We start from the raw sequence: 25600 nt of genomic DNA on the forward strand, positions 1-25600 counted from the left end.
GCTAGAATCGACCCATGAATTCCACACTCGCATTGCTCGTCCTGATCCTGCTGGTCGCAGTCGCCGCCACGGCGCTGCTGGTCATCCTGTTGCTGCGCCGCCCCGACCAGGGCGGCGACGCGCTCGAACGCGCCCTGCGCGAGGAGCAACGCGAGGGCCGCGGCGAGCTGCGCCAGCAGCTCGATGCCTCGGCCGCATCGCAGATGCAGCGCATCGATGCGTTCGGCGCGCAGCTGCAGGCGGTGGCCGCGCGCACCGATCAGCGCCTGGACGAGTTCACCACGCGCACCGACGCGCGGCTCGATGCGTTCACGCGCACCACCGACGAGCGCCTGGGCGTGCTGCGCGCGGCGCTGACCGAGGATGCGCGCAAGAGCCGCACGGAAAGTTCGGAGCAGCAGCAGCGCTTCGCCGATGCGCTCGGCGCACGTCTCAACGAGCTCACCCAGCGCAACGAACAGCGCATTGGCGAGATGCGCGCGACGCTAGAACAGCAGCTGCAGCGCCTGCAGGCCGACAACGCCGCCAAGCTCGACCAGATGCGCGCGACCGTCGACGAGAAGCTGCAGACCACGCTCAACACGCGCCTGGACGCGTCGTTCAAGATCGTCTCCGAACGCCTGGAACAGGTGCAGCGCGGCCTGGGCGAAATGCAGCAGCTCGCGACCGGCGTGGGCGACCTCAAGCGCGTGCTGAGCAACGTCAAGGATCGCGGCGGCTGGGGCGAGGTGCAGCTGGAGAACATCCTCGAACAGACGCTGACGATGGAGCAGTACGGACGCTCGGTGCGGGTCAAGCCCGACAGCACCGAGGCAGTCGACTTCGCGATCCGCCTGCCCGGCCGCGGCAGTGCCGAGGCTGTGGTGTGGCTGCCGGTCGATGCGAAGTTCCCGCGCGAGGATTACGAGCGGTTGATCGATGCGCAGGAGAAGGGCGATGTCGACGCGGTGAAGACCTCGGGGGCTCAGCTCGAACGCGCGATCCGCGTGCAGGCGAAATCGATCTGCGAAAAATACGTCTGTCCGCCGCATACGACCGACTTCGCGGTGATGTTCCTGCCCACCGAAGGCCTGTACGCGGAAGTCATCCGGCGCGCGGGCCTGGCCGATCTGCTGCAGCGCGAGCATCGCGTTGTGCTGGCCGGCCCGACCACGTTCAACGCCCTGCTCAACAGCCTGCAGATGGGCTTTCGCACGCTGGCGATCGAGCAGCGTTCCAGCGAAGTCTGGCAGGTGCTGGGCGCGGTGAAGAGCGAGTTCGGCAAGTTCGCCGGCATTCTCGAGAAGGCCGAGAAGCAGATCAGCACCGTGGGCAAGAGCCTCGGCGAAGCCAGCCGCAAGACGCGCACGATCGAGCGCCGTCTGCGCGGCGTGGAAACGCTGCCGGGCCCGGATGCGCAGGCCTTGCTGGGCGAGGCGCTCGACGATGTGGCCGGTGAGGACGACGACGAGACCTCACCCGCCTGAACGGTCCACGCCACCGCTGCGCCGGCGGACCGGACGCGCCGGCCGGCCCAGCACGCCTCGTCAGGTCCGATGATCCGCGGGGCGTCGCTGTGCGAAACGGAACGTTCGCGGCGTCCCGTTACCATCACCGCTCCTCCCGTGGGAGCGACGCCATGACCGCACCACTGACCGACATTCCGCTCAGGACCATCAACGGCGAGACCACCACCCTCGCAGCCTACGCCGGCAAGGTGCTGCTGGTGGTCAACGTCGCGTCGAAGTGCGGGCTGACCCCGCAGTACGCGGGCCTGGAAGCGCTGTACCGCGAAAAACGCGAGGCGGGATTCGAGGTGCTCGGCTTCCCCGCCAACGACTTCGCCGGCCAGGAGCCGGGCACTGACGACGAGATCCGGCAGTTCTGCAGCCTCAATTACGACGTCAGCTTTCCCCTGTTCTCCAAGATCGCGGTGACCGGCGCGGCGGTCCACCCGCTGTTCGAGGCGCTGACGCACGCGCAGCCCGAAGCGACCGGCGAAGGCCCGATGCGCGAGAAGCTGCGCGCCTTCGGCACGCCGAATCCGGCGCCGGGCGTGCTGTGGAATTTCGAGAAGTTCCTGATCGACCGGAACGGCCGCGTGGTGGGCCGCTTCGCGCCCGATGTCACGGCGGACGATCCGCGCCTGCGCGCGGCGGTGGAGGCTGCACTCGCGGGCGACTGACGGGTCGCGCTGCAACTGCGTGCGGGGACTTTCGTCGCAGGACGCGCGGGCGGCAAGGCGCAGCCGGGCATGGGCGCTGCCAGCGGCGGCACGCGCACCGCCGTCCTGCCTGCACGCGGTGATCGGGCGCGGACCTCGCGATGTCCCCACCCCTGCTCGCGCGACCCCCGACAGCAGAAAGCCCCGCTTCCGCGGGGCTCTCCGATCCGATCAGCTTCCGTGGCGCCTCACGGTGTCGGCGACAGCGGTACCACCGGCATCACGTCGACCGGCACTGTCGGCATCACATCGTCCTCGTAGAGATAGTCCGGCAGGCCGGCCTCCTCGTCCGCACGGCCGCGGCGCGCAGATTCGATCTGGTAGGCGCGACGCTGCATCCAGGCATCTCGGATCAGTGTGTACTCGTCCACCGCGCCTTCGCGCATGCTGTCGACGGCGAACAGGCGGGTCCGCAGATCCACCAGTTGCAGGCCTTGCAGGCCGAATCGCACCTGGTCCTCGCCGACCTGGCGCAAGGGCGACAGCGGCGCATCCCCGATCAGGCCGAAACCATCGCGCAGCGTGCGCGGGCCGAACAGCGGCAGTTCCAGATAACGCGAATTGCGCCAGCCCCAGACGCCCATGGTCTGGCCGAAGTCGGCGCTCTGGTTGGGAATGTCCGCATCCGTCGCCGGATCGAAGATGCCACCGATTCCCAGCGTGCTGTTGAGCAGGAAGCGGCCGAGCGACTGGCCGGCGGCAACCGGCCTGCCCTGCAGCAGTGCGTTCAGGGCACTGACCGGCTGGCCGAGATTGCTGAAGAAGTTGGTGACGCCGAGCCGCACCGGCCGCGGCACGACCCGTGCATAGACTTTGGCCAGCGGCTTGGCGAAGCCCCGGTCGACGGCACTGTTGAACGCGAAGACGCGCCGGTTCAACGGTTCCCACGGGTCGTAGATGCGCGGCATCTGCGCCGCTTCGGGCAGGGTGGGATCGTAGACCGGGTCGTAGACCGACTCGCCGTACAGGGCCGCGTAATCGAGCTCGGCGTCGGTGGGCGTATCGGCTGCGGGCGCGGCCTCGCCGGCTGTGGCCGCGACCTCGTCCTCGACCTCGACGACGACTACCGAATCGGGCGCGGGCGCCACGTCGGGCACGCCGCTGTCGGCAACGCCGGGCGCGGTGTCCGATGCCAGGGCATCGGGCGCGGCGGTGGCAGTCGCAACCGGCGACGGCACCCGATCGCGCGGGGCGCCGGTACCTGCGCAGGCGGCGAGCATGGCCGACACGACCAGCGAAGCCAGAAGGCGGAACGGAACTGGGGGCGACATCGTCGGGTTTCCGTGGAGTGGGCCGGTCGGCGTGGTTACGCCGATACGAAGGCGAGCGTGGGCGTCAGGCGGTAGGCGCGGCACAGTTCCGCCAGGCCCGGCGGGGTGCCGTCGACCGCCAGCGCGCCGTCGCCGGCGAGCTCGGCCAGCAGGGCGAGACCGGCGCTGTCGAGCGCGGTCACCGCCCCCAGGTCCAGCCGCGCGGCGCCGCCCCGGCAGGCCTGGGCCTGCGACCACAGCGCCGGGACCGAAGCGGCGTCGATCGCGCCGGCGAACACCAGCGCATCGCCGTCGCGCCGGACCGAGCCCGCGGCCCCGGCCATTACTCGGCGCTCACCTGGATCTGGCCGGTACGCAATTCGCGTGCGACTTCGGGAATGGACTTGCGCTGCAGCTGCGAATCGAACTGCTCGCGGAACGTGCGCACGAACGACACGCCTTCCACCATCACGTCGAACACCTTCCAGGTGCCGCCGCTCTGGCGCATCAGGTAGTCGACCGGGATCGGCTCGCCACCGCTGCGCAGCAGCTCGCTCGACACGCGCACGCCCAGGCCGCGCGGCAGCGGGGCTTCGGACTTCACGCGCACGCGCAGCTGGGTATTGAAGTCCAGCAGCGACGAGCCGTACTTGCGCATCAGGTTCTCGGCCAGCGCGTCACCGAACACCTTGACGTCGGCCTCCGAAGCGCCGCGGCCATGGCGGCCCAGCACCTGTCGCGCCGCATAGTCGCGGTCGAACATGGTGTTGAATTCGCCGTTGATGAAGTTCTGCAGCGCGCTGCGGTCACGGGTGAACTCGGCGCGGCGCGATTCGAGCGTCTTGAGCACGCGTTCGGTATTGGCCAGCACCAGCTGGCTCGGCGAACCCGCCTGCGCGGTTGCCGCGGGCGCGGCAGGGCGGGCCTGCTGCGCGAATGCAGCGGCGGGCAGCACGAGGCTGGCCGCAAGCGCGAGCGACAGTGCGCGACGGATCAGGGGCATACGGTTCATGGGGTGACTCCTTCGTTGGAGGGCGCGTCCGGGGACGCGAAGCCGGCCTCGGGGGAGGCGGGCGTGGCGGCGTCGGCATCGGCATCGCCGCCGCCACCGCCGAACATGTACTTGCCGACCATCTGCATCAGGTCGACCGCCGGCGAGGTGAACGCGATCTCCTCGCCCGGCTGCAGGACTTCCAGATCCCCGCCGACCGCCAGGCCGATGTAGCTCTCGCCGAGCAGTCCGCCGGTAAGGATGGCCGCCGAGGTATCGGCCGGAATTTCATTGAAGCGGTCATCGATCTTCATCGTCACGATCGAGTCGAAACGCACCGGATCGAGATCGATGCCGGTCACGCGCCCGATCGTCACCCCACCCACCTTGACCGGGGCGTTGGGACGCAGCTGGCCCAGATTGCTGAAGCGGGCGGTCAACGGATAGGTACCGCCGCGGCTGAAGCCGAACTGGCCGTTGGTCGACGCGATCGCCAGCACCAGCAGCGAGGCGAGCGCCAACAACAGGAACGCGCCGACGGCGAACTCGAGACGGGGACCACGTGCGCTTGTCATGGGTGTCACCTTTGCAGCGGGCCGCCGGGGACGGCGGTGGAAGGACGGGATCGCGCTCAGGCCGCCATCAGCGGAACAGGAAGGCGGACATCACGAAATTGAACATCAGCACCAGCAGCGAGGCATTGACCACCGCGCGCGTCGTCGCGACCGAGGTGCCTTCGATCGTCGGCTCGGCATGGAAGCCGACGTAGGACGCAACGAGCGCCGCCGTGCCGCCGAACACCGCGGACTTGAGGAACGCGGTCAGGAAATCGGCGCGGAAATCGACCGCGTCCTGCATCGCCTGCCAGAACATGCCGCTGTCGATGCCGAGGATCTGCACCGCCTGGAACCAGCTCGCCGACAGCGCCAGGCTGCAGAAGAACGCGGTCAGCAGCGGCACGCAGATCACCGCAGCCCAGAAGCGCGGCGCGACGACCTTGGCCACCGGATCGATCGCCATCAGGCCCAGCGCGGTGATCTGGTCGGTGGCGCGCATCAGCCCGAGCTCGGCCGAGATCGAACTGCCGGCGCGACCAACAAACAGCAGCGCGGTCAGCACCGGGGCGAGCTCGCGGTACAGGCCAAGCCCGATCAGCACGCTGACCTGGTTGCTGGCGCCATAGGTCTCCAGCGCGCGGTAACCCAGCAGAGTGAGCGACAGGCCGACGAAGGCGCCGCCGACGGCGATGATCGGCAGGCTGCGGCCGCCGATCTTGTAGATCTCGCGAACCAGCTCGGCGAAGAAGTCGGCGGTCGGCTTCGATGCCCTGAACACCGACAGCGAGAACAGGCCGGCGCGGCCGAGCGCGCGGATCCCGGCGGTCATCGGGCAGCCTCCATGGGGGCGAGATCGCCGCGGTCGAATGCGATGGGCCCGTCCGGCTCGCCGCGGAGGAACTGGCGCACGAGTGCGTCGTCACTGGCCTCGAGTTCGGCCGGCGTGCCCTGGAAGACGATGCGGCCGTTGGCGATCACGATCGCGTGGTCGGCCACCGGCAGGGTCTCGTGCACGTGATGGGTGACGATGATGCTCGTCAGGCCCAGCGATGCGTTGAGGCGGCCGATCAGGCTCATGATCACGCCCGAGGCAATCGGGTCCAGACCCGTCAGCGGCTCGTCGTAGATCATCAGCGGCGGGTCCAGCGCCAGCGCGCGCGCCAACGCCACGCGGCGTGCCATGCCGCCCGACAGCTCGCGCGGATAGAGGTCGCCGGCGGCGCGCAGGCCCACGGCCTGCAGCTTCATCGCCACCAGGCGCGCAATCACCGGCTTGGGCAGCTTCGTGTGCATGCGCAGCGGCAGGGCGATATTCTCGCCTGCAGTGAGATCGGTCAGCAGGCCGTTGCCCTGCAGCAGCACGCCGATGCTCTTGCGCAGCTCCAGCAGCTCGCGCATGCGCGTGGGTACGCGCTGGCCGAAGACCTCGACCGTGCCCGCGGCCGGCACCAGTTCACCGGTGAGCGCCGAGAGCAGCGTCGACTTGCCGCTGCCCGACGGCCCCAGCACGGCGGTCACGCTGCCGCGCGGCACCGACAGATCGATGCCCGACAGCACGCTGCGCCCGCCCCGGTCGAGGCGGACATCGCGCAGCAGCACTGCAGGGGCGGTGACGTCGGGCATCGGACTCGCAGAATGGTCGGGAAGGCGCACGCGGTTTTCGGGCGCGCGAAACCCGCAAAGAATGGCGGGAACAAACTGAATCTTAACCCAGTCGCTGTACTGGCGAGTACAGAAATTATCCCACTACCGGGTTGGAGCATCCCGGAGCGGTATCCCAGGACTCGAAATTTGTACGTCCGCGTCGAGCTTTGGTGTCTTCCAGCGGCCCAACAAAATGGGGTCCGGGCAACCCCCTGGGGCGGGCTTGATATTGGGCGCGACCCGTCTGAAGTTCTTTCGGGAACGCTCTCTGCGCCCCCGGTTGCCGGCCCCACAGCGATCGGCCTATATGGTCTACAGCAGCAAGCAGGCACCGTAACCCTTCGAGTCGGCCAGACCGGAATTCGCAGCAGGACCTGCCGAGAGCGGAAAGCCACCGAATCTTCTGTGGCATTGGCCCGCGCGATCTGGCGCTTTCCCGATAGACGCTCAAGCTGATAACAGCGGATTGGCGTCGCCGCGCGCACCCATCCGCTCCGGCCAGAAGCGGCCAATGCCCGAGAACCCGGAACGTCCGCAAGGGCAGAAAGTGCCTTCAGCTATGGCGAAAGATCATCCTCGCTCCTGTGGCGACGCTACCTGCCCGATGCACGGCTTCGCGACGATTGCTCGCCTTTACCGGCACCTCGAACCCGACTTTGTCAGCCCAGCACGAGGTGGACAGCCGGGATTCGCTCGTTCCAAAGCGTTTCAAACTCGAGTTCTGTCTGCTCGAACGAAACCTGTACGTAATGCGTTCTCCTGGACACGCTGTCGCGGTCGGTTGCTGATTCCGGGTCTTGCCGTAATACATCACGCCATACGGATCCGGTCGCGTCGCCTGTGCGGACCTGATCGCAGGTTGGCATGCCGGTTCAGGGCACGGAGGACTGCGGCGGCGCGTCCGACACACCGGCACCCGCATCCCCTGCGGCCTCACTGGCCCGTTCGACCAGACGCGTCAGCAGATCGAGCTGGGTCTGCTGCTGGGTGAGCAGCAGCATGATCTGGTCGCTGCGCATCGCGTCCATCTTCTCGTGCAGCGCCATGATCTCGAGCTCGGCCTTCAGGTTGACCGCGTAGTCGTAACCCGCCATCTCCCGGTCCTTCGAGGCCTGCCGGTTCTGGCTCATCATGATCACCGGCGCCTGCAGCGCGGCGATGATCGACAGCATCAGATTGAGGAAGATGTAGGGAAACGGATCAATCGCATGGCTGCCCAGCGCGGCAGTGTTGAGCGCCACCCAGGCGACCAGCGCGCCGACGAACAGCGCGATGAAGGTCCACGAGCCGCCGAACGCGGCCACGCGGTCCGCGAGCGCTTGGCCGACCGTAACGTTGTCCAGCAGCTCGCCCGGATCCGTGGACGTGACCCCGCGGTCGATTGCCCGCTGCACGATTTCGCGGGTGGCCCGATCGAGTTCCGGGCGCCTGCCGCCAAGCCAGGCCCTGGCGCGGGCGAGATAGTCGAAGGATGGCTTGGGCTGCATGCGAGCGCTCCTGTCATGAGGGTCACCGAGCACAGGCGCCGCAGGTCGGCCGCGCCCGGCGCCGGCGTCGCCGGCGACAGCGGCAGTCTGGCCTTTCGGGGCGCGCGCGATGCGAAGGCGCGGCGGGTGGCCCCGGCACCTGTTCCCGAGCGGCAAGCGTCACGCCGAACGCGAGCTGCGCGCCGGGTGCCGCCCCGCGATCTGCAGCGCATGCCAGAACGCGTTTGTTGGTGGACACGATGCAGTACAGCGCACCACGACGATGGGCCTCAGGCGGCCACGGCCGCCGCGCTGCGCGCAAACGCGAAGCGGCCGGCGCGCCGACGGCGCCTCAAATCGCCACGGGGCGTAGCGCTGACGCGTGCCGCGTGCGCAGGGCTCGGCCGCGCATTCCGTGCGCCCGATTTGCGCCCGTGAGTCCGCATGGTTCGAGCGCCCGGCCGATGCCGACGTTCCGGACGTCGCGAACTCGCTGCGACTGCCTCGGAAAACCGTGGGAGCGCCATTGCGGACCTTAACCAAGGCACTCTCGCCGCCGGGAGCTACGGGTTTTCCAACAGTTCTCCAACATCTCCGCGCGCATCCTGCTGCCGGCCACCATCGTCCGCGTGGCCGGCGTGCGTGGTCCGTCTGGAGTCCCGCGATGTCCCGCTCCGTCCCGCGCGCAGTCTCCGCGCTCACGCCGTTCCTGCTGGTGTTCGTGGTCGGGCTGGCGCTGCTATCCGCATCGCGCCTGGGTCTGTCCCTGTGGCATGCCGATGCGGTGGGCGCAGCGGATGGCTGGACGCCCGTGCTACTGCAAGGCCTGCGCGTGGACGTGGCGACGATGTGCATGTTCCTGGGCGTGGCGGCGGGCCTTTACCTGCTGCTGCCCGCGGGCCTGCGCGTGCGTGGCCCGGTGCGCCTGCTGTTCGCCGCCTGGCTGACGCTGGCGCTGGTGCTGCCGCTCGCACTGGAGCTGGCCACGCCGGCCTTCATGCACGAGTACGGATTGCGGCCGAACCGGGTGTTCGTCGAATACCTGCTCTATCCGCAGGAAGTCGCCGCGACGCTGGGCAAGGGCCACCTGGGCAGCAGCCTGCTGACGCTGGCGCTGACCGTCATCGCCGCCGTGCTGGGCTACCGCCTGCTCCACCGCGCCATGGCACCCACCGCCGACGCAGGCGGCAGCTGGACGCTGCGCGCAGGCCTCGCGGTGCTGGTGCTCGCGCTGTCGGCGCTGGGCATCCGCTCGACGCTCGGGCACCGACCGATGAACCCGGCGCTGCTGGCATTCTCCGGCGACGCCACGGTCAACACACTGCCGCTGAACTCGTTCTACTCGGTTGCGTTCTCGGTCCGCGACCTGCTGCGCGAGGACCCCGGCGCGCGGCGCTACGACATCGCCACGCCCGACGCCGCGGTGGCGGCCTACATGCGCGAGCGCACCGGCTCGATACGCGCGGCATCGACGTCCGCGCCGATGCTGGTCGGCCGCGCGCCGGCCTACACGGGCCGGCCGCGCAACCTGGTCATCGTGCTCGAGGAGAGCCTGGGCGCGCAGTTCGTCGGCAGTCTCGGTGGGCTGCCACTGACCCCGAACTACGACCGCCTGTCCACGCAGGGCTGGGCGTTCGACCAGCTCTATGCGACCGGCACGCGTTCGGTGCGCGGCATCGAAGCGGTGATCAGCGGCTACACGCCAACGCCTTCGCAGGCGACCGTGAAACGACCGCGTGCGCAGGGGCACTTCTTCACCCTGGCCAGCGTGCTCGCCCGACACGGCTACGACACCACGTTCTACTACGGCGGCGAAAGTCACTTCGACAACATGCGCGGCTTCCTGCTGGCCAACGGCTTCAAGCGCGTCATCGATCGCAAGGACTACGTCGCGCCCGCATTCGTGGGCTCATGGGGCGTGTCAGACGAGGATCTGTTCGATCGTGCACATGCCGAATTCACCCGGCTTCAGGCCGAAGGCAAGCCCTTCCTCGGCTTCGTGTTCACCTCGAGCAACCATGACCCCTTCGAATTTCCAGACGGCCGCATCCAGCTGCACGATGCGCAGAAGGCCACGCGCAACAACGCCGCCAAGTACGCCGACTACGCGCTCGGTCGCTTCATGGACCGGGCGATGGCGTCGCCCTATCGCGACGACACGGTGTTCCTGATCGTTGCCGACCACGACTCGCGGGCGTTCGGCCGCACCCTGGTACCGGTCGACAACTTCCACATTCCCGGGCTCATCATCGCCCCCGGGCTCGCGCCGCAACGCGACGGGCGTGTGGTCTCGCAGATCGATCTCGGCCCGACACTGCTTTCGCTGGTCGGGATCGCCGATCCCACGCCGATGATCGGTGCCGACCTCACCCGCGCCCAGGGCCCGGGCCGCGCCTTGATGCAGTACGACCAGAACTTCGCCTACATGACCGACGACGCGATGGTGGTGCTGCAACCGTCGCAGCCGGCCCTGATCTTCTCGCGCAGCGCCGACGGCACCCTGCTGCCGCGTGACTCCGCGCCACCCGGCCTGGTGCGCGACGCCACGATGCATGCGCTGTGGGGCACGCTGGCCTACGAGCACGGCTGGCACACGTTGCCCGGGCCCTCACGCGGCGAGACGGCACCCGCGACTGCATTCAGTGCCGCCGACAAGCGTTGAACCGGGCCCGCCCGGGCAACGAGGGCGGCACCGTGGCAACGCCCGGTTTCCCGCCGTAGACGCCTGGACGTGGCACCGGGCGGGCCGCCGGGTCGCAGCCGCTGAGATGCGCTCGGGCACAATTGCCGGATGCAAGCACTGCCAGTCGGCGACTTCCGCCTCTATCACTCCAACGCACTGGACGTGCTCGCCGGCCTGATGGCCGCCGAACTGCGCAGCCCCGCGCCCGGGCAGTCGCTGCTAGCGCCGGACATCGTGCTGATCCCGCAGGTGGCGATGCGCCGTTGGCTGCAGGCGACCCTCGCCGCGGCGCACGGCGTGGCGGCCAACCTCGAATTCCTGACCCCCGGCGAATTCGTGCGCCGGGCGCTGGACGCCAATCCGATGCCGGGACAGCCCGGCGACGAGGAGCTCGACGCCGCGACACTGCGCTGGCACCTCTATGCCGCCCTGCGCGATCCCGGCTTCATGGCCCAGCCCGCGCTCGGTGCCTTGTCGGCGCACGTCGGCAGCGATGACCCCTTGCGCGCATGGGCGCTTGCCGGGGAGCTGGCCGGGGTGTTCGAGAAGTACCAGGCCTGGCGCCGCGACTGGCTGCTGCGTTGGGAGGGCGGCGCCGACGCCGACGATCCGCAGGCGCTGCTGTGGCGCCGCGTGTCGCGGCAGCGCATGCACCGCGCGCGGCGCATCCAGGGCTACCTGGACCGTTTCGAAGCTGCCGGCGCGCCCTTGCCGCTGGGCCTGCCGGCGCGGCTGTTCGCGTTCGCCACGCTCAACGTCTCGCCCGACGTGCTGCGCGTGCTGGCCACCCAGGCGCGCGTGGGCACGCTGCACTTCTACGTGCCCTCGCCCACGCGCGAGTACTGGGGCGATCTGCAGCGCGCGCGGCCCGGCGAGTCGGCCGACCTGCCGCCGGAGAACCCGTTGCTGCAGGCCTGGGGCGCGGCCGGGCGCGACTTCATGGCCGTGCTCGGCAGCTACGAAGTGGTGCATCCGGCCGGCGAGATCGCCGCGCATGTCGATCCCGACGCCCGCGACCCGCAGGGCGGCCTGCTGCAGCGGCTGCAATCCGACCTCTTCCACCGCCGCGCGTCGTCGGGCGCGCCGCTGCGCGCGGCCGTCGACCGCAGCGATGCCAGCCTGCAGGTGCACGCCTGCCACACCCGCCTGCGCGAACTGCAGGTGCTGCACGACCAGCTGCAGGCGATGTTCGATCCGGATTCGCCGCAGGGCCGCCGGTTCGATCCGCCGCTGCAGCCGCGCGAGGTCGCGGTGCTGGCGCCGGACATCGACCCTTACATTCCGTATCTCGACGCGGTGTTCGGCGGCCGCGGGGGCGACGACGGCGCTGGCGGGCAGGCACTGCCCTACGCGCTGGCAGACGCCAGCCCGCTGGCAGGCGAACCGCTGGCCGAGGTCTTCGTGCGGCTGCTGGCCCTGCCGGTCGCGCGCTTCGGGCTCAACGAAACCCTCGACCTGCTGGCGAGTCCGCCGCTGGCGGAAGCGGCCGGGCTCGATGCCGCGGCCTTCGACCGCCTGCACGCCTGGCTCGGCGCGGCCGGGGCGCGATGGGGTCTGGATGCCGCGCACCGCGCGCGCTTCGACGCGCCGGCCGACGACGCCTACACCTGGGCGTTCGCACTCGACCGCCTGCTGCTCGGCCACGCCAGTGGCAGCGAAGCGCCGATCCACGCCACCAGCGGGCAGCCGGTCGCCCCATTGCCGGACCTCGAAGGCAGTGCGCTCGACGCGCTCGACACGCTGGTGCGGCTGCTGCGCGTGCTCGCGCGCAGCGCACGCGATCTTGGCGAAGCGCTGACGCCCGACGCCTGGCGCACGCGCCTGCTGGAACTGCTCGACGCGCTGCTGCCGCGCACCCCGGGCGCGCCCGCCACGCAGCGCGCGCTCGACCGCCTGCGCACGCTGATCGACGCATTCGCCAGCGATGCGCGGCGTGCCGGATTCGACGCGCCGGTGCCGCCGGAAGCGGTGCGCGCGCATTTCGCCGGCGTGCTCGGCGAGGCCGATACGCGTGCGCCGCTGCTGACCGGCGGCATCAGCGTCGGCCGCATGGTGCCGATGCGCCTGCTGCCGTTTCGCGCGATCTGCCTGCTGGGCATGAACGATGGCGACTTCCCGCGCCGCGATCCGGCCGCCGGCCTCAACCGCCTGACCGCCGAGCTCGGCAGCGCGCACCGGCGCGTCGGCGACCGCTCGACCCGCGACGACGACCGCTTCCTGTTCCTCCAGCTGTTCGCCGCCGCGCAGGACGTGTTCTACGTGAGTTTCCAGGGCGCGGACCCGCGCGACGGCAGCGCGCGCGAGCCCTCGGTGCTGGTCACCGAACTGCTGGCCGCGGCCGACGCGCAGCACGCGCCCGATGCCGGCGCGGCCGAGGCGCTGGTCGTGCGGCATCCGCTGCAGGCCTTCGCCCCGGCCGCGTTCGGCGCGGGAGACGAGCCGCGCCGCTTCTCCTATCGCCGCGCCTGGTGGCCGGCCGCTTCGACGCCGACGCAGCGCCGGCATCCGCTGGCGCCCTGGTTCGATGGCGCGCCGCTGTCGCCGCTGGCAGCCGAAGACAGCCTGTCGCTGGACACGCTGCGGCGCTTTTTCCAGGCGCCGGCGGAGGCCTTCCTGCGCCAACGCCTGGGCCTGCGGCTGGCCGAGGTGGAGGCGCCCGATGGCGACATCGAGCCGCTGCTCGCGCCGGGCCGCGGGCTGGAGAAGCAACGCCTGCAGCGCGCGGTCTTCGAGGCCGGCCTGCGCGGTGACGACGATGCGACCACACAGGCGCTGCTGCGCGCGCGCGGCCTGCTGCCGTCGGGGCCGCTCGGACGCCGCACGCTCGAAGCGGTGCGCGGCGAGGTGGATCCCTATGTCACCGCGTTCCGTGACTGGCGCGGCGATGCGCAGGCGGCCGCGCCGCGACTGGAGATCGATCTCGACGTGCCCGGCCAGGGCGCGCTGCGCCTGCACGGCCGCCTCGGTGATGCATATCCCCACGGCATCGTCCGCCTGCGCTTCGATGCGCCCAACGGGGGCTCGACGATCCGCAACGGGCTGGACTGGCTGCTGGCGGAAGCGGCCGGCATCGACGTGCCGATGGTGCAGTTCCACGACGACAGCGAGCTCGGTGTCGGACCGCACCTGCGCCGGCGCATGGCGAAAGAGGAGGCACGCGGCGCGCTGTCGCAGCTGGTGGGCTTGCGCGCGCACGGCCTGCGCGCGCCGCTGGTGTTCGCCCCCGCCAGCGGCTGGGCGCTCTACAGCGCAGCGACACTGGAAAAGGGCCTCGAAGCCGCGGCCAGGACCTGGCGCGGCAGCGACCGCGGCTGGAGCGAGGGCGGCGGCGAGGCTCTGCGCCTCGCACTGCGTGGTCGCGATCCCTTCAGCGACGAGGCCACCCGGATCGCGTTCGTCGAGCAGACGATGACGGTCTACCTCGCCGTCGCCGCGGGGCAGCGCTACGACGGTACCGATCTCGACGCGCTGCGTGCGATCGCCGCCGGTCTCGACATGGAAGACGACGAATGACCGTGACCGCCGATCCCTACCTGAGCCTGCCGCTCGATGGCGTGCGCGCGATCGAGGCCTCGGCCGGTACCGGCAAGACCTTCACCCTGGCGACGCTGGTGGTGCGCCTGGTCGTCGAGCGCGGCCTGCGCATCGGACAGATCCTCGCGGTGACGTTCACCGAAGCTGCGACCCAGGAACTGCGCAGCCGCATCCGGGCGCGACTGGTGCTGGCGGCGGATCTCGTTGGCGCTGCCGCCGACGCCGACGCAACGCCGGAAGCCAGGCTGACGCGCGCGGTGATCGCCGCGCATCTCGAACAGGGCAGCGAATCGGCCGCGGCACTGCAACGACGCCTGCGCGCGGCGGCCGACGAGATCGACCTCGCGGCAATCTTCACCATCCACGGCTTCTGCGCGCGGGTGCTGCGCGACCATGCGCTGGAATCGGGCCAGGGCTTCGATGCGCCCGAGCTGATGGCCGACGACACCACGCTGCGCGAGGCGATCGCCGCCGACCTGTGGCGCGCGCATGGCGCCGAGGCCGACGCGGCCGACGATCTGCTCGGTCTGTGGCCGGGCGGGCACACCGCGTTGGCCGGCGACCTCTCACCACTGGTGCGCGAGCGCGTGCTGCGCCCGGCGCTGGCGGAGCTGCCCGATGATCCGGCGCCGCGCCTGCGCCGGGCGGGCACCGCCCTGCGCGAGGCGGTGATCGCCCAGGGCGACGACTTTCGCGCGGCGCTGCTGGCGGCGATCGAGGGCAAGGTGCTGCACGGCGGCAGCTACCGCGCCGAATGGATCGGCGCGCTGTTCGATGCGCTGCGCAACTGGTGCGATGCCTGCGACGATGCCGCGCCGTTCTCGCACGCCAAGCTCGCCAACCTCGCCCGCGACACGCTGCAGGCCCGCACCAGCAAGTCCGGCGCCGGGCGCACGCCGGACTCGTCGATCTGCGACGCGGTTCCGGCCTACATCGACGCGCTGGACGATGTCGCCCGGTTCCAGGATGCGCGCCGCGTGGAACTGCTGCACCGGCTGCGTGACGACGCCCGCAGCCGCGTCGCCCGGTTCAAGCAGCAGCAGCGCCTGCAGACCTATGACGATCTGATCGACCGCGTGGCCGACGCAGTCGAGGGCCCGCAGGCCGACGCGCTGGTCGCGAAGCTGCGCGCGCAGTACGCTGTGGCACTGGTCGACGAATTCCAGGACACCGACGCGCGCCAGTGGCGGATCTTCGACCGCACGTTCGGCGCCGCCAGCGACCGTCTGCACGGCCAGACGCCGGCGCTGTTCGTCATCGGCGATCCCAAGCAGGCCATCTACGGCTTCCGCGGCGGCGATGTCGAAACCTATCTGGACGCGCGCAGCACCGCGCAGGCCGCGCCACCGCTGGCATCGAACTTCCGTTCGCGGCCCGGCGTGCTGCGCGCGATCGCGGCGCTGTATGCGCAGGCGCAGCGCGCACACGAGGCGGCGCCGGACAAGGTCGTCCCGCCCTTCGTCGATCCGCGCATCGCATTCTTCGAAGTAGCGCCCGGCGGCGTGCGGCAGGACACGGACTTCCTGCGCGGTGGCCTGCCCGCCCCCGCGCTGACCCTGTGGCAGGCACCGCCGTCGGACGCGGTGGACGCCAAGGGCAAGCAGAAACCGCACAGCGCCACGCGCTCGCGCGAACTCGCCACGCAGGCCTGCGTTGCCGCGATCCATGCGGTGCTGTCCGATGCCCGCAATGGTCGCGCGACGATCGAAGGCCGCCCCGTGCAACCCGGCGACATCGCGGTGCTGGTGCGCAGCCACGCCGAGGCCACCCGCATCCGCGGCGCACTGGCCCAGGTCGGCATTCCCGCGGTCGCAGCCGGCAAGCAGAGCCTGTTCGCCACGCCCGAGGCGCGCGATGTGCATGCGTTGCTGCTCGCCCTGCTGCACGGCGCCGACGATGGCCGCCTGCGCATGGCGCTGTCGACGGTACTGGTCGGCGAGGACGCCGCGTGCATCGCCGCGCTCGACGAGGACGGCGCCGCGCTGCGCGCATGGCAGCTCACCGCGCTGGGCTGGCGTGACCGCCTGCAGCGTGGCGGCCCGCTGGCCCTGGTCACCGCGCTGTGCGCCGAGCATGCCGGCCGCCTGCTCGGCCTGCTCGACGGCGAGCGCCGCCTGACCAACTACCTGCAGCTGGCGGAGCTGCTGCAGGAAGCGCAGGCGCATGCGCTGGGCCTGCACGGCCTGGTCGACTGGCTGGCACGCGCGATCGCCGGGGCGAGCAGCGACGACGACAGCCAGCTGCTGCGCCTGGAGTCGGACGCGCGCCGCGTGCAGGTGGTCACCCTGCACAAGAGCAAGGGCCTTGAATATCCACTGGTGTTCCTGCCGTTCGCCGGCATCGGTGGCAAGCCGCGCGATGCCGGCCGCCATGTCAGCGTGCCCGGCGACGACGGCCGCGTGCTGCACTGGAGACTGCTGCAGAAGAGCTCCGGATGGGACGATGCGAAGACGCGCTGGGGCACCGCGCAGCGCGCCGAGGATGCGCGCCTGCTCTATGTCGGCCTGACCCGCGCGCGGCATGCGCTGTGGACCGCCGGCGGCGAGTTCTACGGCCACGACAAGGCCGCGATCGCGCGGATGATCGACACGCCCGAGGCGCTGCAGTCCGTGCTCGGCGATGCCCTGCATGTCGACCGCAGCCTGCCGCCCGACACCCTGCCGTGGCTCGCGCCCGAGACCGACGCAGACGTCCCGCCGGCGCGCAGCAGCGCGCGCAGCCTGGCCAGCGACTGGTGGGTGTACAGCTTCACCCAGCTGGCGGGTGCCGACGCCGGCCATGACCCGTCGAGCGCATCGACCCAGCCCGCGCCCGGCGGTCAGGACGAACCCGCAACCACGCGCGACCTCGCGCCCGATGCCGGTGCCTTCGATCCGCGTTTCGCCGGGGCACGCTTCGGCGTGGTGCTGCACGACGTGCTCGAACGCAGCGATTTCGCCGCGTGGTCGGACTGGACGCCGAGCGCCGCGGTCCCCGCGTCGGAGACCGCGATCATGGTCGAGCGCCTGCGCGCAGCCGGCTACACCGGTGAGGAGCTCGACGACGGTCTCGACGTCCTGACCCCGCTGCTCGGGCAGACGCTGACCGTGCGCCTGCCCGAGGGCGTGCGCCTGGCGGATGTGCCGGGCGAGCAGCGCAGGCCGGAGATCGAGTTCCAGTTCGCGCTCGCGCCCACCCGCGTGGACGGCTTGCTCGAAGTGCTGCACGCGCATGGGGTGTCCGCCGCGCGCAGCGGCTTCGGCCTGCGCCGCCGCCTCGAAGGCCTGATGACGGGCCTGATCGACCTGACCTACGTGCACGACGGCCGCTGGTACGTGCTGGACTACAAGACCAACCGTCTGCCGGGCTACGGCGCCGCCCAGCTCGAAGAGGCGATGGCGCACAGCGAGTACGACCTGCAGGCGCTGATCTACACCGTCGCCCTGCATCGCTGGCTGCGCTTCCGCCTGGGCGAGGCGTATGACTACGCCCGCGATTTCGGCGGCGCGCGTTACCTGTTCTGCCGCGGACTGGATGCGAGCCGCGAAGACGCACCGGGGCTGCGGGCATGGCGGTTCGCGCCGGAGCTGGTGCATGCGCTCGATGCCCTGTTCGCGGGCGCAGACGCGGAGCGTGCGGCGTGATCGGCGACTTCGGTCACTGCCCGCGCCTGGCGTCCGGAGCCCGCGCGCGGGGGCGGGTCGGCGCGGAGGCAGACTGCCTTGCGGATCCTTCCGCCTTGCGGGCCACGCGATGGAGGCGCCTCGTGTGGAGGCGAGGCGCCTGGATATGCAGCGCGCACGGCTGTCGCAGCATCGCGGCAATGTCGCGCGATGGCGGCTACCCGCGCCCCTCCCCCGGGTGGAGAGGGGCTCGACCCCTGGGCCTGCCCGACTCCGCACCCGCGCCTTTCCGCTTGGGCCGCTCCGGACTCTTCCTGGTTGCGGCAAGCCGCTCGGAGCACATTTCAACCGCGGCAAGCCGCGCCCGAGCCCCCGCCCGCTCTACATGCCGCTCCGAGCGCCACCGACCAGCAGGCCGCGCCGAGTTCTTTCCCAGCCGGGCGCGCCGCCCTGAGCCCCTCTCCAGGGCTTGGGATGAGGGCAGCCGACCGCGGAGCCCAACCCCATGACCCTTCTCCAGGACCTTCGCGACGCTGGCGTCCTGCGCCCGCTCGACAACGCGCTCGCGCAATCCCTGCGTCGCCTCGACCCCGGCACGTCCGATCTCGTGCTCGCCGCCGCGGCGCTGGCCTCGCTGGCCGTGGCCAACGGCCATGCCGGGTTTTCGCCGTCCCGGCCGCAGCGACTGGTCGAAGCCGACATCGACTGGCCCACGCCCGAGGCCTGGCGCGCGGCGCTCGAGGCATCACGCTGGGTCGCCCGACCCGATGCGCCCGACACCGAATCCGCGGCCGAAGCGCCGCTGGTATACGAGGACGCGGACGCGGGACGCGGCCTGCTCTACCTGCGCCGTTACCGCGAGTACGAGCGCCGCCTCGCCGATGGCCTGCGCCGCATCGGCGCCACGCTGCCGCAGGGCGGGACGCTCGACACCCTCGCACCGCTGTTCGACGCGCTGTTCCCCCACGCGCGCGCCGGCGCCGGTTCCCCCGACCTGCAGGCCCGCGCCGCCGCGGTCGCGCTGCGCCACAACCTGGTCCTGATCACCGGCGGGCCCGGAACGGGCAAGACCACCACCATCACGCGCCTGCTGGTGCTGCTGGTCGCCCAGGCCATGCAGGCCGGTCGGCCCGCGCCGCGCATCGCCCTGGCTGCGCCCACCGGCCGCGCCGCCGAGCGCATGGCCGAAAGCCTGCGCCGCGCCGTGCAGCAACTGGACGGTGCAAATCTCGATCCCGCCCTGCTGGGCGCGCTGCCCGCCGCCGGTACCACCCTGCATCGCCTGCTCGGCACCATTCCCGATTCGGCGACGTTCCGGCACCACGCAGACAACCCGCTGCCGTTCGATGTCGTCGTCGTCGACGAAGCCTCGATGATCGACCTGCCGCTGATGGCCAAGCTGGTCGAAGCCGTCGCCGACGGCGCGCGCCTGGTGCTGCTGGGCGATCCCGACCAGTTGCCATCGGTGGAAGCGGGCGACGTGCTCAGCGGCATCCTGCGTGCCGCCGGCGATGGCGCGCGCATCGCGATCGACGATGCGCAGGCGCTGCATCCATTGCTCGGCCCATCCGCATCGCCCGGCCATTCCGGACATGGCCGGGCGCCAGTGCCTGCCGCCCCCTCCGCTGCAGGCGCCTTCCCCGGCCGCCGCATCCACCTGCAACGCGGCTACCGCCAGAGCGCCGCGCTCGATCTCGCGCCGCTCGCCACTGCCGTGCGCGAGGGCGATGCCGACAACGCGCTGTCGCTGCTGCGCGGTGGTCTCGCGGGGGTGCGCTTCCACGAAGGCGAAGCCGACCCATTGCTGGCCCACCGCGAGACCCTGCTCGCGCACTGGAGCGCGCTCGCCGACACCAGCGATCCGGCCGACGCACTCGCCCGCGCGGGACGCCTGCGCATCCTCACCGCGGTGCGCGAAGGCCCCCAGGGCGCACGCGGGCTCAATGCGCGTATCGAGGCCATGCTTACCGGCAGTGGCACGGGCGTGGCCGCGCGTCGCAGCAGCGGCGCGTATTTCCACGGCCGCCTGCTGCTGGTCACCGAGAACAGCTATCGCCACCGTCTGTTCAACGGCGACATCGGCATCTGTCTGGCCGACGGCGCCGGCGCGGTGATGGCGTGGTTCCCCGGCGACGATGCGCACAGTCCGCGGCCGTTCCACCCGGCCGCGCTGCCCGCGCACGACAGTGCGTTCGCGATGACCGTGCACAAGGCCCAGGGCAGCGAGTTCGACACCGTGTGGCTGGTGCTGCCCGAGCGCTTCAACCGCGTGCTGTCGCGCGAACTCGTCTATACCGGCATGACCCGTGCGCGCAGCGCCCTGCATGTAGTGGGCAGCGCGCCCATCCTGCGCAGCGCGCTCGAACGCCATGCCAGCCGCTGGTCCGGCCTGGCCTGGCGCCTGGGCGCGGAAGCGCCGCAACGCCTGGATGCATCGGCGCCCCAGACCATCGCCGACGTCAGCGAAGCCCCGACCCAGGGCGCACTGTTCTAGCGAACCGTGGCGCCCTGCGCCGTGGCCGCTCTCACGCTCCGCCGCGTCCCGCTATCGTCGGGCCCAAGGAATGGAATTCGCAGGGGACGCATCTCCCGGTTAAGCCACCAGGCGCCGTGCGACACCCGTCACCACGCTCCGCACCTGGTCAACCAGCGCACTCTCCCGGTGGTGCGACATTTCCAACTGCCTCAACGCCCGCGTCATCCCAACGTACAGCAACCGCACCTGCTGCCGCTTGCGATCCGGATCATCGTCGTGCAGCGCCATTTCGCAGATGCCCGGGATAAACACGGTGTCGAACTCCAGGCCCTTGCTGGAGTGCATGCTCATCACCTTGACCGCCGGCGGGCCGTTGAACAGTTCGCGACGCTGCTTGTCCGACGCCAGCAGCACCGGTACACCACGTTTTTCCAGCTGCGATGCGATCAGCGCCGCCAGCCGGTTGGAATGGCAAAGCACGGCGAAGTCATTCGGATTCGCGCCATTGGTCGACGCCTCGCGGATGCGCCCCGCGATGATGTCGGCCTCGTTCCAGATGCTGCGCGCCTGCCACAGTTCGGGCATCGGCCCACGGCGCCCGGCGCTTTCGGGCGCGATCACCGGCACCTGATCCTCGTCGGCGTCCTCGCCAATCAGCACTTCTTCGGCAAAGGTCTTGGCCACCGCCAACACTTCCAGGGTGTTGCGATAGTTCAAGCGCAGGATGGTGGTGCGACCGCGGGCTTGGATGCCGACGCTGGCAAAGGTGAACTTCCTGCGCGCGGCATTTCCGTAAAGTGTCTGTGCGTCGTCGTAAAGCAGCAGTAGCGCGTTGGTTTCCGGGTCGACCATCTGCGCGACCAGCCGCAGCCAGTCGGGTTCGAAATCGTGACCTTCGTCGATCATTACGGCGCCATACTGTCCGCGCGGAATCGCGTTCGAATCCACGCCAGTGATGACGGATTCCACCAGCTGCCTGGCGTAGGCGTCGGCGCTGCTCTGGAATGCCGGCGGGCGCAGGCCGTAGGCCTTGAGTTGCTCGCGGCACCATTCGTGGAAGTTGCGTACGGCCACCCTGTCCTGCACACCGTGGCCCTGCATCAGGTGCTCGAGACGGCTTGCCAGTGTCTTGTTGTAGCAGAGCACCAGCACCGGCTTGTGCTGTTGGCGGGCAAGCTCCACGCAACGGTAGCCGAGGATCATTGTCTTGCCCGAACCTGCCACGCCGTGGATGACGCGGTGGCCGTCGCCCAGCGAACGCGCCAGCTGTTCCTGCTGCAGGTCCATGACGCGGATGATGTCGGGAATCTCCAGCGGCAACGCCGGCGCCGCAGCAGGCGCGGACAGCAGGTCACCCTGCACCTGGATGCGCAGCTGCGGAAACAGATGCCAGCGCACGCGCTCGATCTGCGGCAGGCTCAGCAGGCAAGGAAAGGGCAGCAGGAACATGTCCCACATGCGCTTCTGGAACTCTTCGGTGTCGGCGCCTTCGGTCATCTCGTCGCGGCAGATGACATTCCCTGGAGGCAGGAAGGTCTCGAGCTCCATCTGCTCGAACTGGGCGCGGCTGATGTTGGCCAGTACCACGCCGAAGCCCCACGGCAAGAGCAGTTTGCCCGCACGCCGGTCGCTGGGCGGCTGGCACAGCGCGGGGTCGTTCTGCAGCAGGCGCACGATCTCCATCGCGTAGTCGCGCGCCTGGCGGATCGGGTTCGCGGCGGTCACGCGGCCGCGTTCGGTGTGAAGCGTGACGCTGTCGCGGTCAATTTCGACGATTGTCTCCGGCTTCCAATCCTTGACCTCCAGCACCAGCAGGCCGCGGGAGGGATGCAGCACCACGAAGTCCGGGTGCCGGTAGCTGGGTCCAACCGGCACGTCGTACCAACAGACGTAATCCGCATCGAGCTTGTCCTCGAGGCGCGAAGAAAACCGGCGCTCCCCACCTGTCATGCGCGCCAGGCAAGTACTTCGGCTCGGAATGAGCGTGGCCAATGGGATCCCCTAATCCTTGGGTCACTGCCGCCAACGCTACAGCACGCGGCGCAGGTGCGTCGAACATGCGTCTGCTGAATGCGCCAGCCGAGGACGACACTTCTGCGGGCAGGTGAGCTGCATCGACGGTCGCGCAAACAACCTATGCACTCGCGAACGCAGCCCTTTGTCCATCGCCGGGCTGCTTCGCCTGCCGCAATCTCCGCACAGGCTCACCCGGTTGCGGTAGACCACTTATGGAAATCCAGGTCGTCTGGCTTCCTTGATCGCTGACGAAGTTATCCAGGGCGCCGCCTCTGCAGAAGGCGCTGTATGGGCTTCCAGAGACAGCCCCTTCCACCCGGCGACAGTCGGCCGTCGGAGTGCTCGAAACGGGTGGTGCGGGTGACGCGCAGCCCAAGGTGTCGGAGCCCCCGGCACGCTATTCTCGGATTTTCAAGGATGGACGGCGCGCACCAGCACCTGGGCGGTCGCGGTTGCGACCACAAGACGCGCGTTATTGATGGACGGCGATCGTGATGGGGTGCCACGCCAATCCAAGCTGTGCGTGTGAGTGCACGTGCTGGCCCGTGAACTCCACGAACGATTCGATACGAGGGGAACGGCAATGCGGACCTTATGGATATTGATGCTCGCCTGCGGCCTCTACGGCGCCTGGCAGTGGTGGCATGAACGTAGTGAAGCCTTCGACGCGTCCGCATTCGTCGCGGTCGAGATGCCCGGCGGGATGCAGCCGAACACGGTGCTGGTGCTGGCGCCGGCCAATTGCCCATCCGAGCAGGCGCAGCGCAGTGAAGCGCTGATCCGCGAACTCGACCGCGCCGGCATTCCCGTCGTGCGCGACAGCGGCTTCGCCTTCGACGTCGCCGACCCGACCACCGAACAGATGCAGGGCATCAAGCGTGCCCTCGCAGTGGCCAAACGCGGCGCACCTGTTGTATTCGTCAATGGACTGGCGATGTCGAATCCGACTGCCGAGCAGACGATTGCCGCATATCGCGGAAGCGTCGGGTCGCCCTGACGTCCGCAGGTGGGATTGAACCTGCCGGTAGGGTGTTCTGACGCGGCCCGTTGAACGCGCCTTGCTGTGCAACGCGAGCCTTCGAGGCTCGTACGCGATCGCTCGCAAGGCCCCGCATGTAAAAACCACGTCAGGAAATTGGCCAATGGTCGTGACCGTGAACACGGTTGCGATGTCGACCGATCGTGGATTCTTCGAACCAGCTGAATGCACGCTTTTTGGCGGGCAGGCATCGCTCTTCACCGGCCATCGACGTACGCAAATCCCAGCTGAAGGCACCTCATGGCGTCGACAGAAAGCTCGCTATATTCCGAGTCCCCTGACCACGGAGAAGCGAAATGTCGACCAAGCAGAATCGAATGATGGTGCGTGTCGGCGTGGCGATCGTCGCCACCATGGGCCTTGCGAGCTGTGCCCATTACAAGGAGGAGTTCGCGACGATCAATTCGCGTCTCGACTCTCTCGATAGCCGAGTGCAGGGCGCTGCCCAGAGTGCAGAAGCAGCCAACCAGTCCGCGCAGCGTGCCAACCAGCGTCTCGATCAGATCGAGGCCCGCGTCCAGCAGCTCAACGCAGCACCGGCCACCCGCACCCCCCGCGGTTAATCGCCCCTGCATCGTGAGCGACCCTACGGCTTGAACCGGGATCCGGCGGCCTTGACCGGCTGCCGATCTCATTGCACTCCAGTCTTCGTTCAAAAGGATCGTCCCATCCGTACCTGCACACACACTGCAAGCTGGGCCGCTCATGGAGTGCTGGTGCTGGCGCTCGCGTTCGCGAGCGTCGGCACGGTCTCCGCCCAGGACGCTTCAGCGCCCCCGGAGACTGCGTTCGACCAGCTTCCCCATGACCAGGATGTCTCCGGCACGGTGATTGAACTGGCCGGCTGGGTGGTCGCGTCCAACGACACTCAGGGCTATCCGTTTGCGGTGATCGACAAGGCCGCCGCACAGGTCTTCGTCTTCGGCGGTGACGGCCGTCTGCGCGGCGCGGCACCCGGGCTCTTCGGCTCGGCAGTCGGCGACCATACGGCCCCTGGCGTCGCCGGCCTGGCGCTTCGAGAAATTCCGGGTCGGGATCGCACCACGCCAGCGGGGCGCTTCGTGGGGGGATACGGCCCCTCGATCGACGCCGGACGCGTACTGTGGGTGGATTACGAATCCGCGGTCTCCATCCACCCCCTCGCCGGCTCACCGGGCGAGCACCGCGCCGAACGACTCGCCTCGCCTACGCCGGACGACAACCGCGTGACGCATGGGTGCATCAACGTCTCGCCGGAGTTCTACGAGCAGATCATCAAGCCGACATTCGAGCGCGGCGGCGTGTTCTACATCCTGCCGGACAAGGACTCGATCTCGGAAACCTTCCCCGAATTCGCGGAAGGTCGCGAGGCGGCGCAAAGCGACGACGACCGGCGAGGCGCCAGCAAGTAAGGGGCGTCTGGAGGCCAGATTCCGGGCTGCCGGGCAGCACCGCCGGCGACCTGTTTTTCTCATCCCGTCTGGCGCTCACCAGCGCCCTGCCCCCGGTCGGGCCGTAAGCGCCATCCTCCGTGCGGCTCATTTGCCTGCTGCTGGGGTTGCTGAAGCTGCAGGGCATCGGCAGCCTCGCCACGATGTTCCTCGACTCCGACCTGCTGGCGCGGCGATGGGTGCCGTATTCCTGCGTCTATCCATTCGCGTAAGGCCTCGCCGGCATTCTGATGATCGCCGGCGCGCTGACCTGGCTGTCGGTGCCGGTGGCGCTGTCCCTCGCCACAGTGGGTGCGCTCTCGGTGTTCAGGCCGTGTACGTGGACCGCCGGGAACTGAAGTGCGCGTGCGTGGGCGGCGCGAGCAACGTGCCGCCGGGCTTCGTCTCCCGTTGACCGGGACCTGATGATGATCGCGATGGCCGTCTGGATGGCCTGGGCGCCTTCGGCCTGTTGCCGGCCTGGGCGCACACGATGTGAGTGTGGCGGACGGGGCGTGCCGGGTGTTCGCTTCGTGCTGCCGGCGCGGCACCCGGCGAAGTCGCACCCGCGGGATGGTCCCGCCACGCTCGTCCCTGCGCGTAATGGGCGCTCGCGCAGCCTGACGTCCTTGCTGCGGATACTCGCGAGTCCGCGCATCGGTGACGATCACGGCGGGGGTTCCGTGCGAAAGACGCGGGGTGCGGACGGGCGTACGCCTGGCCCCGCTCT

Annotated in this window: 17 protein-coding genes and 1 pseudogene; 10 read left to right on the forward strand and 8 right to left on the reverse strand. The window is 69.8% G+C overall.

The window, feature by feature from the left end; genetic code table 11:
• Window positions 1–14: 14 nt before the first annotated feature.
• Window positions 15–1466, forward strand: a complete 1452-nt coding sequence (gene rmuC / locus EGK76_RS09690) for a DNA recombination protein RmuC (protein ID WP_096296911.1) — start codon at window positions 15–17, stop codon at window positions 1464–1466.
• A gap of 152 nt (window positions 1467–1618) precedes the next feature.
• Window positions 1619–2164, forward strand: a complete 546-nt coding sequence (locus tag EGK76_RS09695; protein ID WP_123832472.1) for a glutathione peroxidase — start codon at window positions 1619–1621, stop codon at window positions 2162–2164.
• A gap of 227 nt (window positions 2165–2391) precedes the next feature.
• Here EGK76_RS09695 and EGK76_RS09700 read toward each other — a convergent pair whose 3' ends face one another.
• From EGK76_RS09700 to EGK76_RS09730, 7 genes and pseudogenes are all read right to left on the reverse strand, one after another.
• Window positions 2392–3474, reverse strand: a complete 1083-nt coding sequence (locus EGK76_RS09700) for a VacJ family lipoprotein (RefSeq protein ID WP_179948214.1) — start codon at window positions 3472–3474, stop codon at window positions 2392–2394.
• Window positions 3475–3509: 35 nt separating this feature from the next.
• Window positions 3510–3797: an STAS domain-containing protein gene (locus tag EGK76_RS09705; RefSeq protein WP_123832473.1), complete on the reverse strand. Its 288-nt coding sequence runs from the start codon at window positions 3795–3797 to the stop codon at window positions 3510–3512.
• Entirely contained in the window at window positions 3797–4465 is a 669-nt protein-coding gene (locus EGK76_RS09710; RefSeq protein ID WP_233580249.1) for an ABC transporter substrate-binding protein, read from the reverse strand. Before EGK76_RS09710 ends, EGK76_RS09705 begins: the two co-directional genes overlap by 1 nt.
• Window positions 4461–5019, reverse strand: a pseudogene (gene mlaD / locus EGK76_RS09715) (outer membrane lipid asymmetry maintenance protein MlaD); the annotation flags it as partial. The pseudogene mlaD and the gene EGK76_RS09710, both read right to left, overlap by 5 nt.
• 67 nt (window positions 5020–5086) lie before the next feature.
• Complete coding sequence (locus tag EGK76_RS09720; RefSeq protein ID WP_123832474.1) at window positions 5087–5830, reverse strand: MlaE family lipid ABC transporter permease subunit; 744 nt, start codon at window positions 5828–5830, stop codon at window positions 5087–5089.
• Window positions 5827–6624 (reverse strand): ATP-binding cassette domain-containing protein, encoded by a 798-nt coding sequence (locus EGK76_RS09725; protein ID WP_096296904.1) that lies wholly within the window; start codon window positions 6622–6624, stop codon window positions 5827–5829. Before EGK76_RS09725 ends, EGK76_RS09720 begins: the two co-directional genes overlap by 4 nt.
• Window positions 6625–7517: 893 nt before the next feature.
• The gene (locus EGK76_RS09730) at window positions 7518–8132 is read right to left on the reverse strand and encodes a DUF1003 domain-containing protein (RefSeq protein WP_123832475.1); all 615 of its coding nucleotides are present in this window, start codon (window positions 8130–8132) and stop codon (window positions 7518–7520) included.
• 643 nt (window positions 8133–8775) lie between these two features.
• On the opposite strand from EGK76_RS09730, the gene EGK76_RS09735 reads away from it, so the two are divergent.
• From EGK76_RS09735 to recD, 4 genes are all read left to right on the forward strand, one after another.
• Entirely contained in the window at window positions 8776–10773 is a 1998-nt protein-coding gene (locus EGK76_RS09735; protein WP_123832476.1) for an LTA synthase family protein, read from the forward strand.
• 129 nt (window positions 10774–10902) lie between these two features.
• On the forward strand, window positions 10903–14307 hold the full coding sequence (gene recC / locus EGK76_RS09740; RefSeq protein WP_123832477.1) for an exodeoxyribonuclease V subunit gamma: 3405 nt from the start codon (window positions 10903–10905) through the stop codon (window positions 14305–14307).
• Window positions 14304–17951 (forward strand): exodeoxyribonuclease V subunit beta, encoded by a 3648-nt coding sequence (locus tag EGK76_RS09745; RefSeq protein WP_123832478.1) that lies wholly within the window; start codon window positions 14304–14306, stop codon window positions 17949–17951. The genes recC and EGK76_RS09745 overlap by 4 nt, the downstream gene beginning before the upstream one ends.
• A gap of 484 nt (window positions 17952–18435) precedes the next feature.
• Window positions 18436–20424: an exodeoxyribonuclease V subunit alpha gene (gene recD, locus EGK76_RS09750; RefSeq protein WP_123832479.1), complete on the forward strand. Its 1989-nt coding sequence runs from the start codon at window positions 18436–18438 to the stop codon at window positions 20422–20424.
• A gap of 99 nt (window positions 20425–20523) precedes the next feature.
• On the opposite strand, the gene EGK76_RS09755 is transcribed toward recD, so the two are convergent.
• On the reverse strand, window positions 20524–22356 hold the full coding sequence (locus EGK76_RS09755) for a 3'-5' exonuclease (protein WP_123832480.1): 1833 nt from the start codon (window positions 22354–22356) through the stop codon (window positions 20524–20526).
• Between the two features lie 649 nt (window positions 22357–23005).
• Here EGK76_RS09755 and EGK76_RS09760 point away from each other — a divergent pair.
• The 4 genes from EGK76_RS09760 (at window position 23006) to EGK76_RS15720 (ending at window position 25103) form a co-directional block, all read left to right on the forward strand.
• Window positions 23006–23419 (forward strand): hypothetical protein, encoded by a 414-nt coding sequence (locus EGK76_RS09760; RefSeq protein WP_123832481.1) that lies wholly within the window; start codon window positions 23006–23008, stop codon window positions 23417–23419.
• Window positions 23420–23757: 338 nt separating this feature from the next.
• Window positions 23758–24024, forward strand: a complete 267-nt coding sequence (locus tag EGK76_RS09765; protein WP_096296897.1) for a hypothetical protein — start codon at window positions 23758–23760, stop codon at window positions 24022–24024.
• A 156-nt stretch (window positions 24025–24180) separates the two neighbouring features.
• Entirely contained in the window at window positions 24181–24852 is a 672-nt protein-coding gene (locus EGK76_RS09770; RefSeq protein ID WP_096300219.1) for a hypothetical protein, read from the forward strand.
• 119 nt (window positions 24853–24971) lie between these two features.
• Complete coding sequence (locus EGK76_RS15720; protein WP_255409781.1) at window positions 24972–25103, forward strand: hypothetical protein; 132 nt, start codon at window positions 24972–24974, stop codon at window positions 25101–25103.
• Window positions 25104–25600: the final 497 nt, after the last annotated feature.

Source organism: Luteimonas sp. 100069, from assembly GCF_003813845.1.
GTDB lineage: Bacteria > Pseudomonadota > Gammaproteobacteria > Xanthomonadales > Xanthomonadaceae > Luteimonas > Luteimonas chenhongjianii.

Bases quoted from the DNA above. Each gene is read 5' to 3' on its own strand.
- rmuC (WP_096296911.1), top strand. From the start codon at position 15: ATGAATTCCACACTCGCATTGCTCGTCCTGATCCTGCTGGTCGCAGTC.
- EGK76_RS09695 (WP_123832472.1), top strand. From the start codon at position 1,619: ATGACCGCACCACTGACCGACATTCCGCTCAGGACCATCAACGGCGAG.
- EGK76_RS09700 (WP_179948214.1), bottom strand. From the start codon at position 3,474: ATGTCGCCCCCAGTTCCGTTCCGCCTTCTGGCTTCGCTGGTCGTGTCG.
- EGK76_RS09705 (WP_123832473.1), bottom strand. From the start codon at position 3,797: ATGGCCGGGGCCGCGGGCTCGGTCCGGCGCGACGGCGATGCGCTGGTG.
- EGK76_RS09710 (WP_233580249.1), bottom strand. From the start codon at position 4,465: ATGAACCGTATGCCCCTGATCCGTCGCGCACTGTCGCTCGCGCTTGCG.
- EGK76_RS09720 (WP_123832474.1), bottom strand. From the start codon at position 5,830: ATGACCGCCGGGATCCGCGCGCTCGGCCGCGCCGGCCTGTTCTCGCTG.
- EGK76_RS09725 (WP_096296904.1), bottom strand. From the start codon at position 6,624: ATGCCCGACGTCACCGCCCCTGCAGTGCTGCTGCGCGATGTCCGCCTC.
- EGK76_RS09730 (WP_123832475.1), bottom strand. From the start codon at position 8,132: ATGCAGCCCAAGCCATCCTTCGACTATCTCGCCCGCGCCAGGGCCTGG.
- EGK76_RS09735 (WP_123832476.1), top strand. From the start codon at position 8,776: ATGTCCCGCTCCGTCCCGCGCGCAGTCTCCGCGCTCACGCCGTTCCTG.
- recC (WP_123832477.1), top strand. From the start codon at position 10,903: ATGCAAGCACTGCCAGTCGGCGACTTCCGCCTCTATCACTCCAACGCA.
- EGK76_RS09745 (WP_123832478.1), top strand. From the start codon at position 14,304: ATGACCGTGACCGCCGATCCCTACCTGAGCCTGCCGCTCGATGGCGTG.
- recD (WP_123832479.1), top strand. From the start codon at position 18,436: ATGACCCTTCTCCAGGACCTTCGCGACGCTGGCGTCCTGCGCCCGCTC.
- EGK76_RS09755 (WP_123832480.1), bottom strand. From the start codon at position 22,356: ATGACAGGTGGGGAGCGCCGGTTTTCTTCGCGCCTCGAGGACAAGCTC.
- EGK76_RS09760 (WP_123832481.1), top strand. From the start codon at position 23,006: ATGCGGACCTTATGGATATTGATGCTCGCCTGCGGCCTCTACGGCGCC.
- EGK76_RS09765 (WP_096296897.1), top strand. From the start codon at position 23,758: ATGTCGACCAAGCAGAATCGAATGATGGTGCGTGTCGGCGTGGCGATC.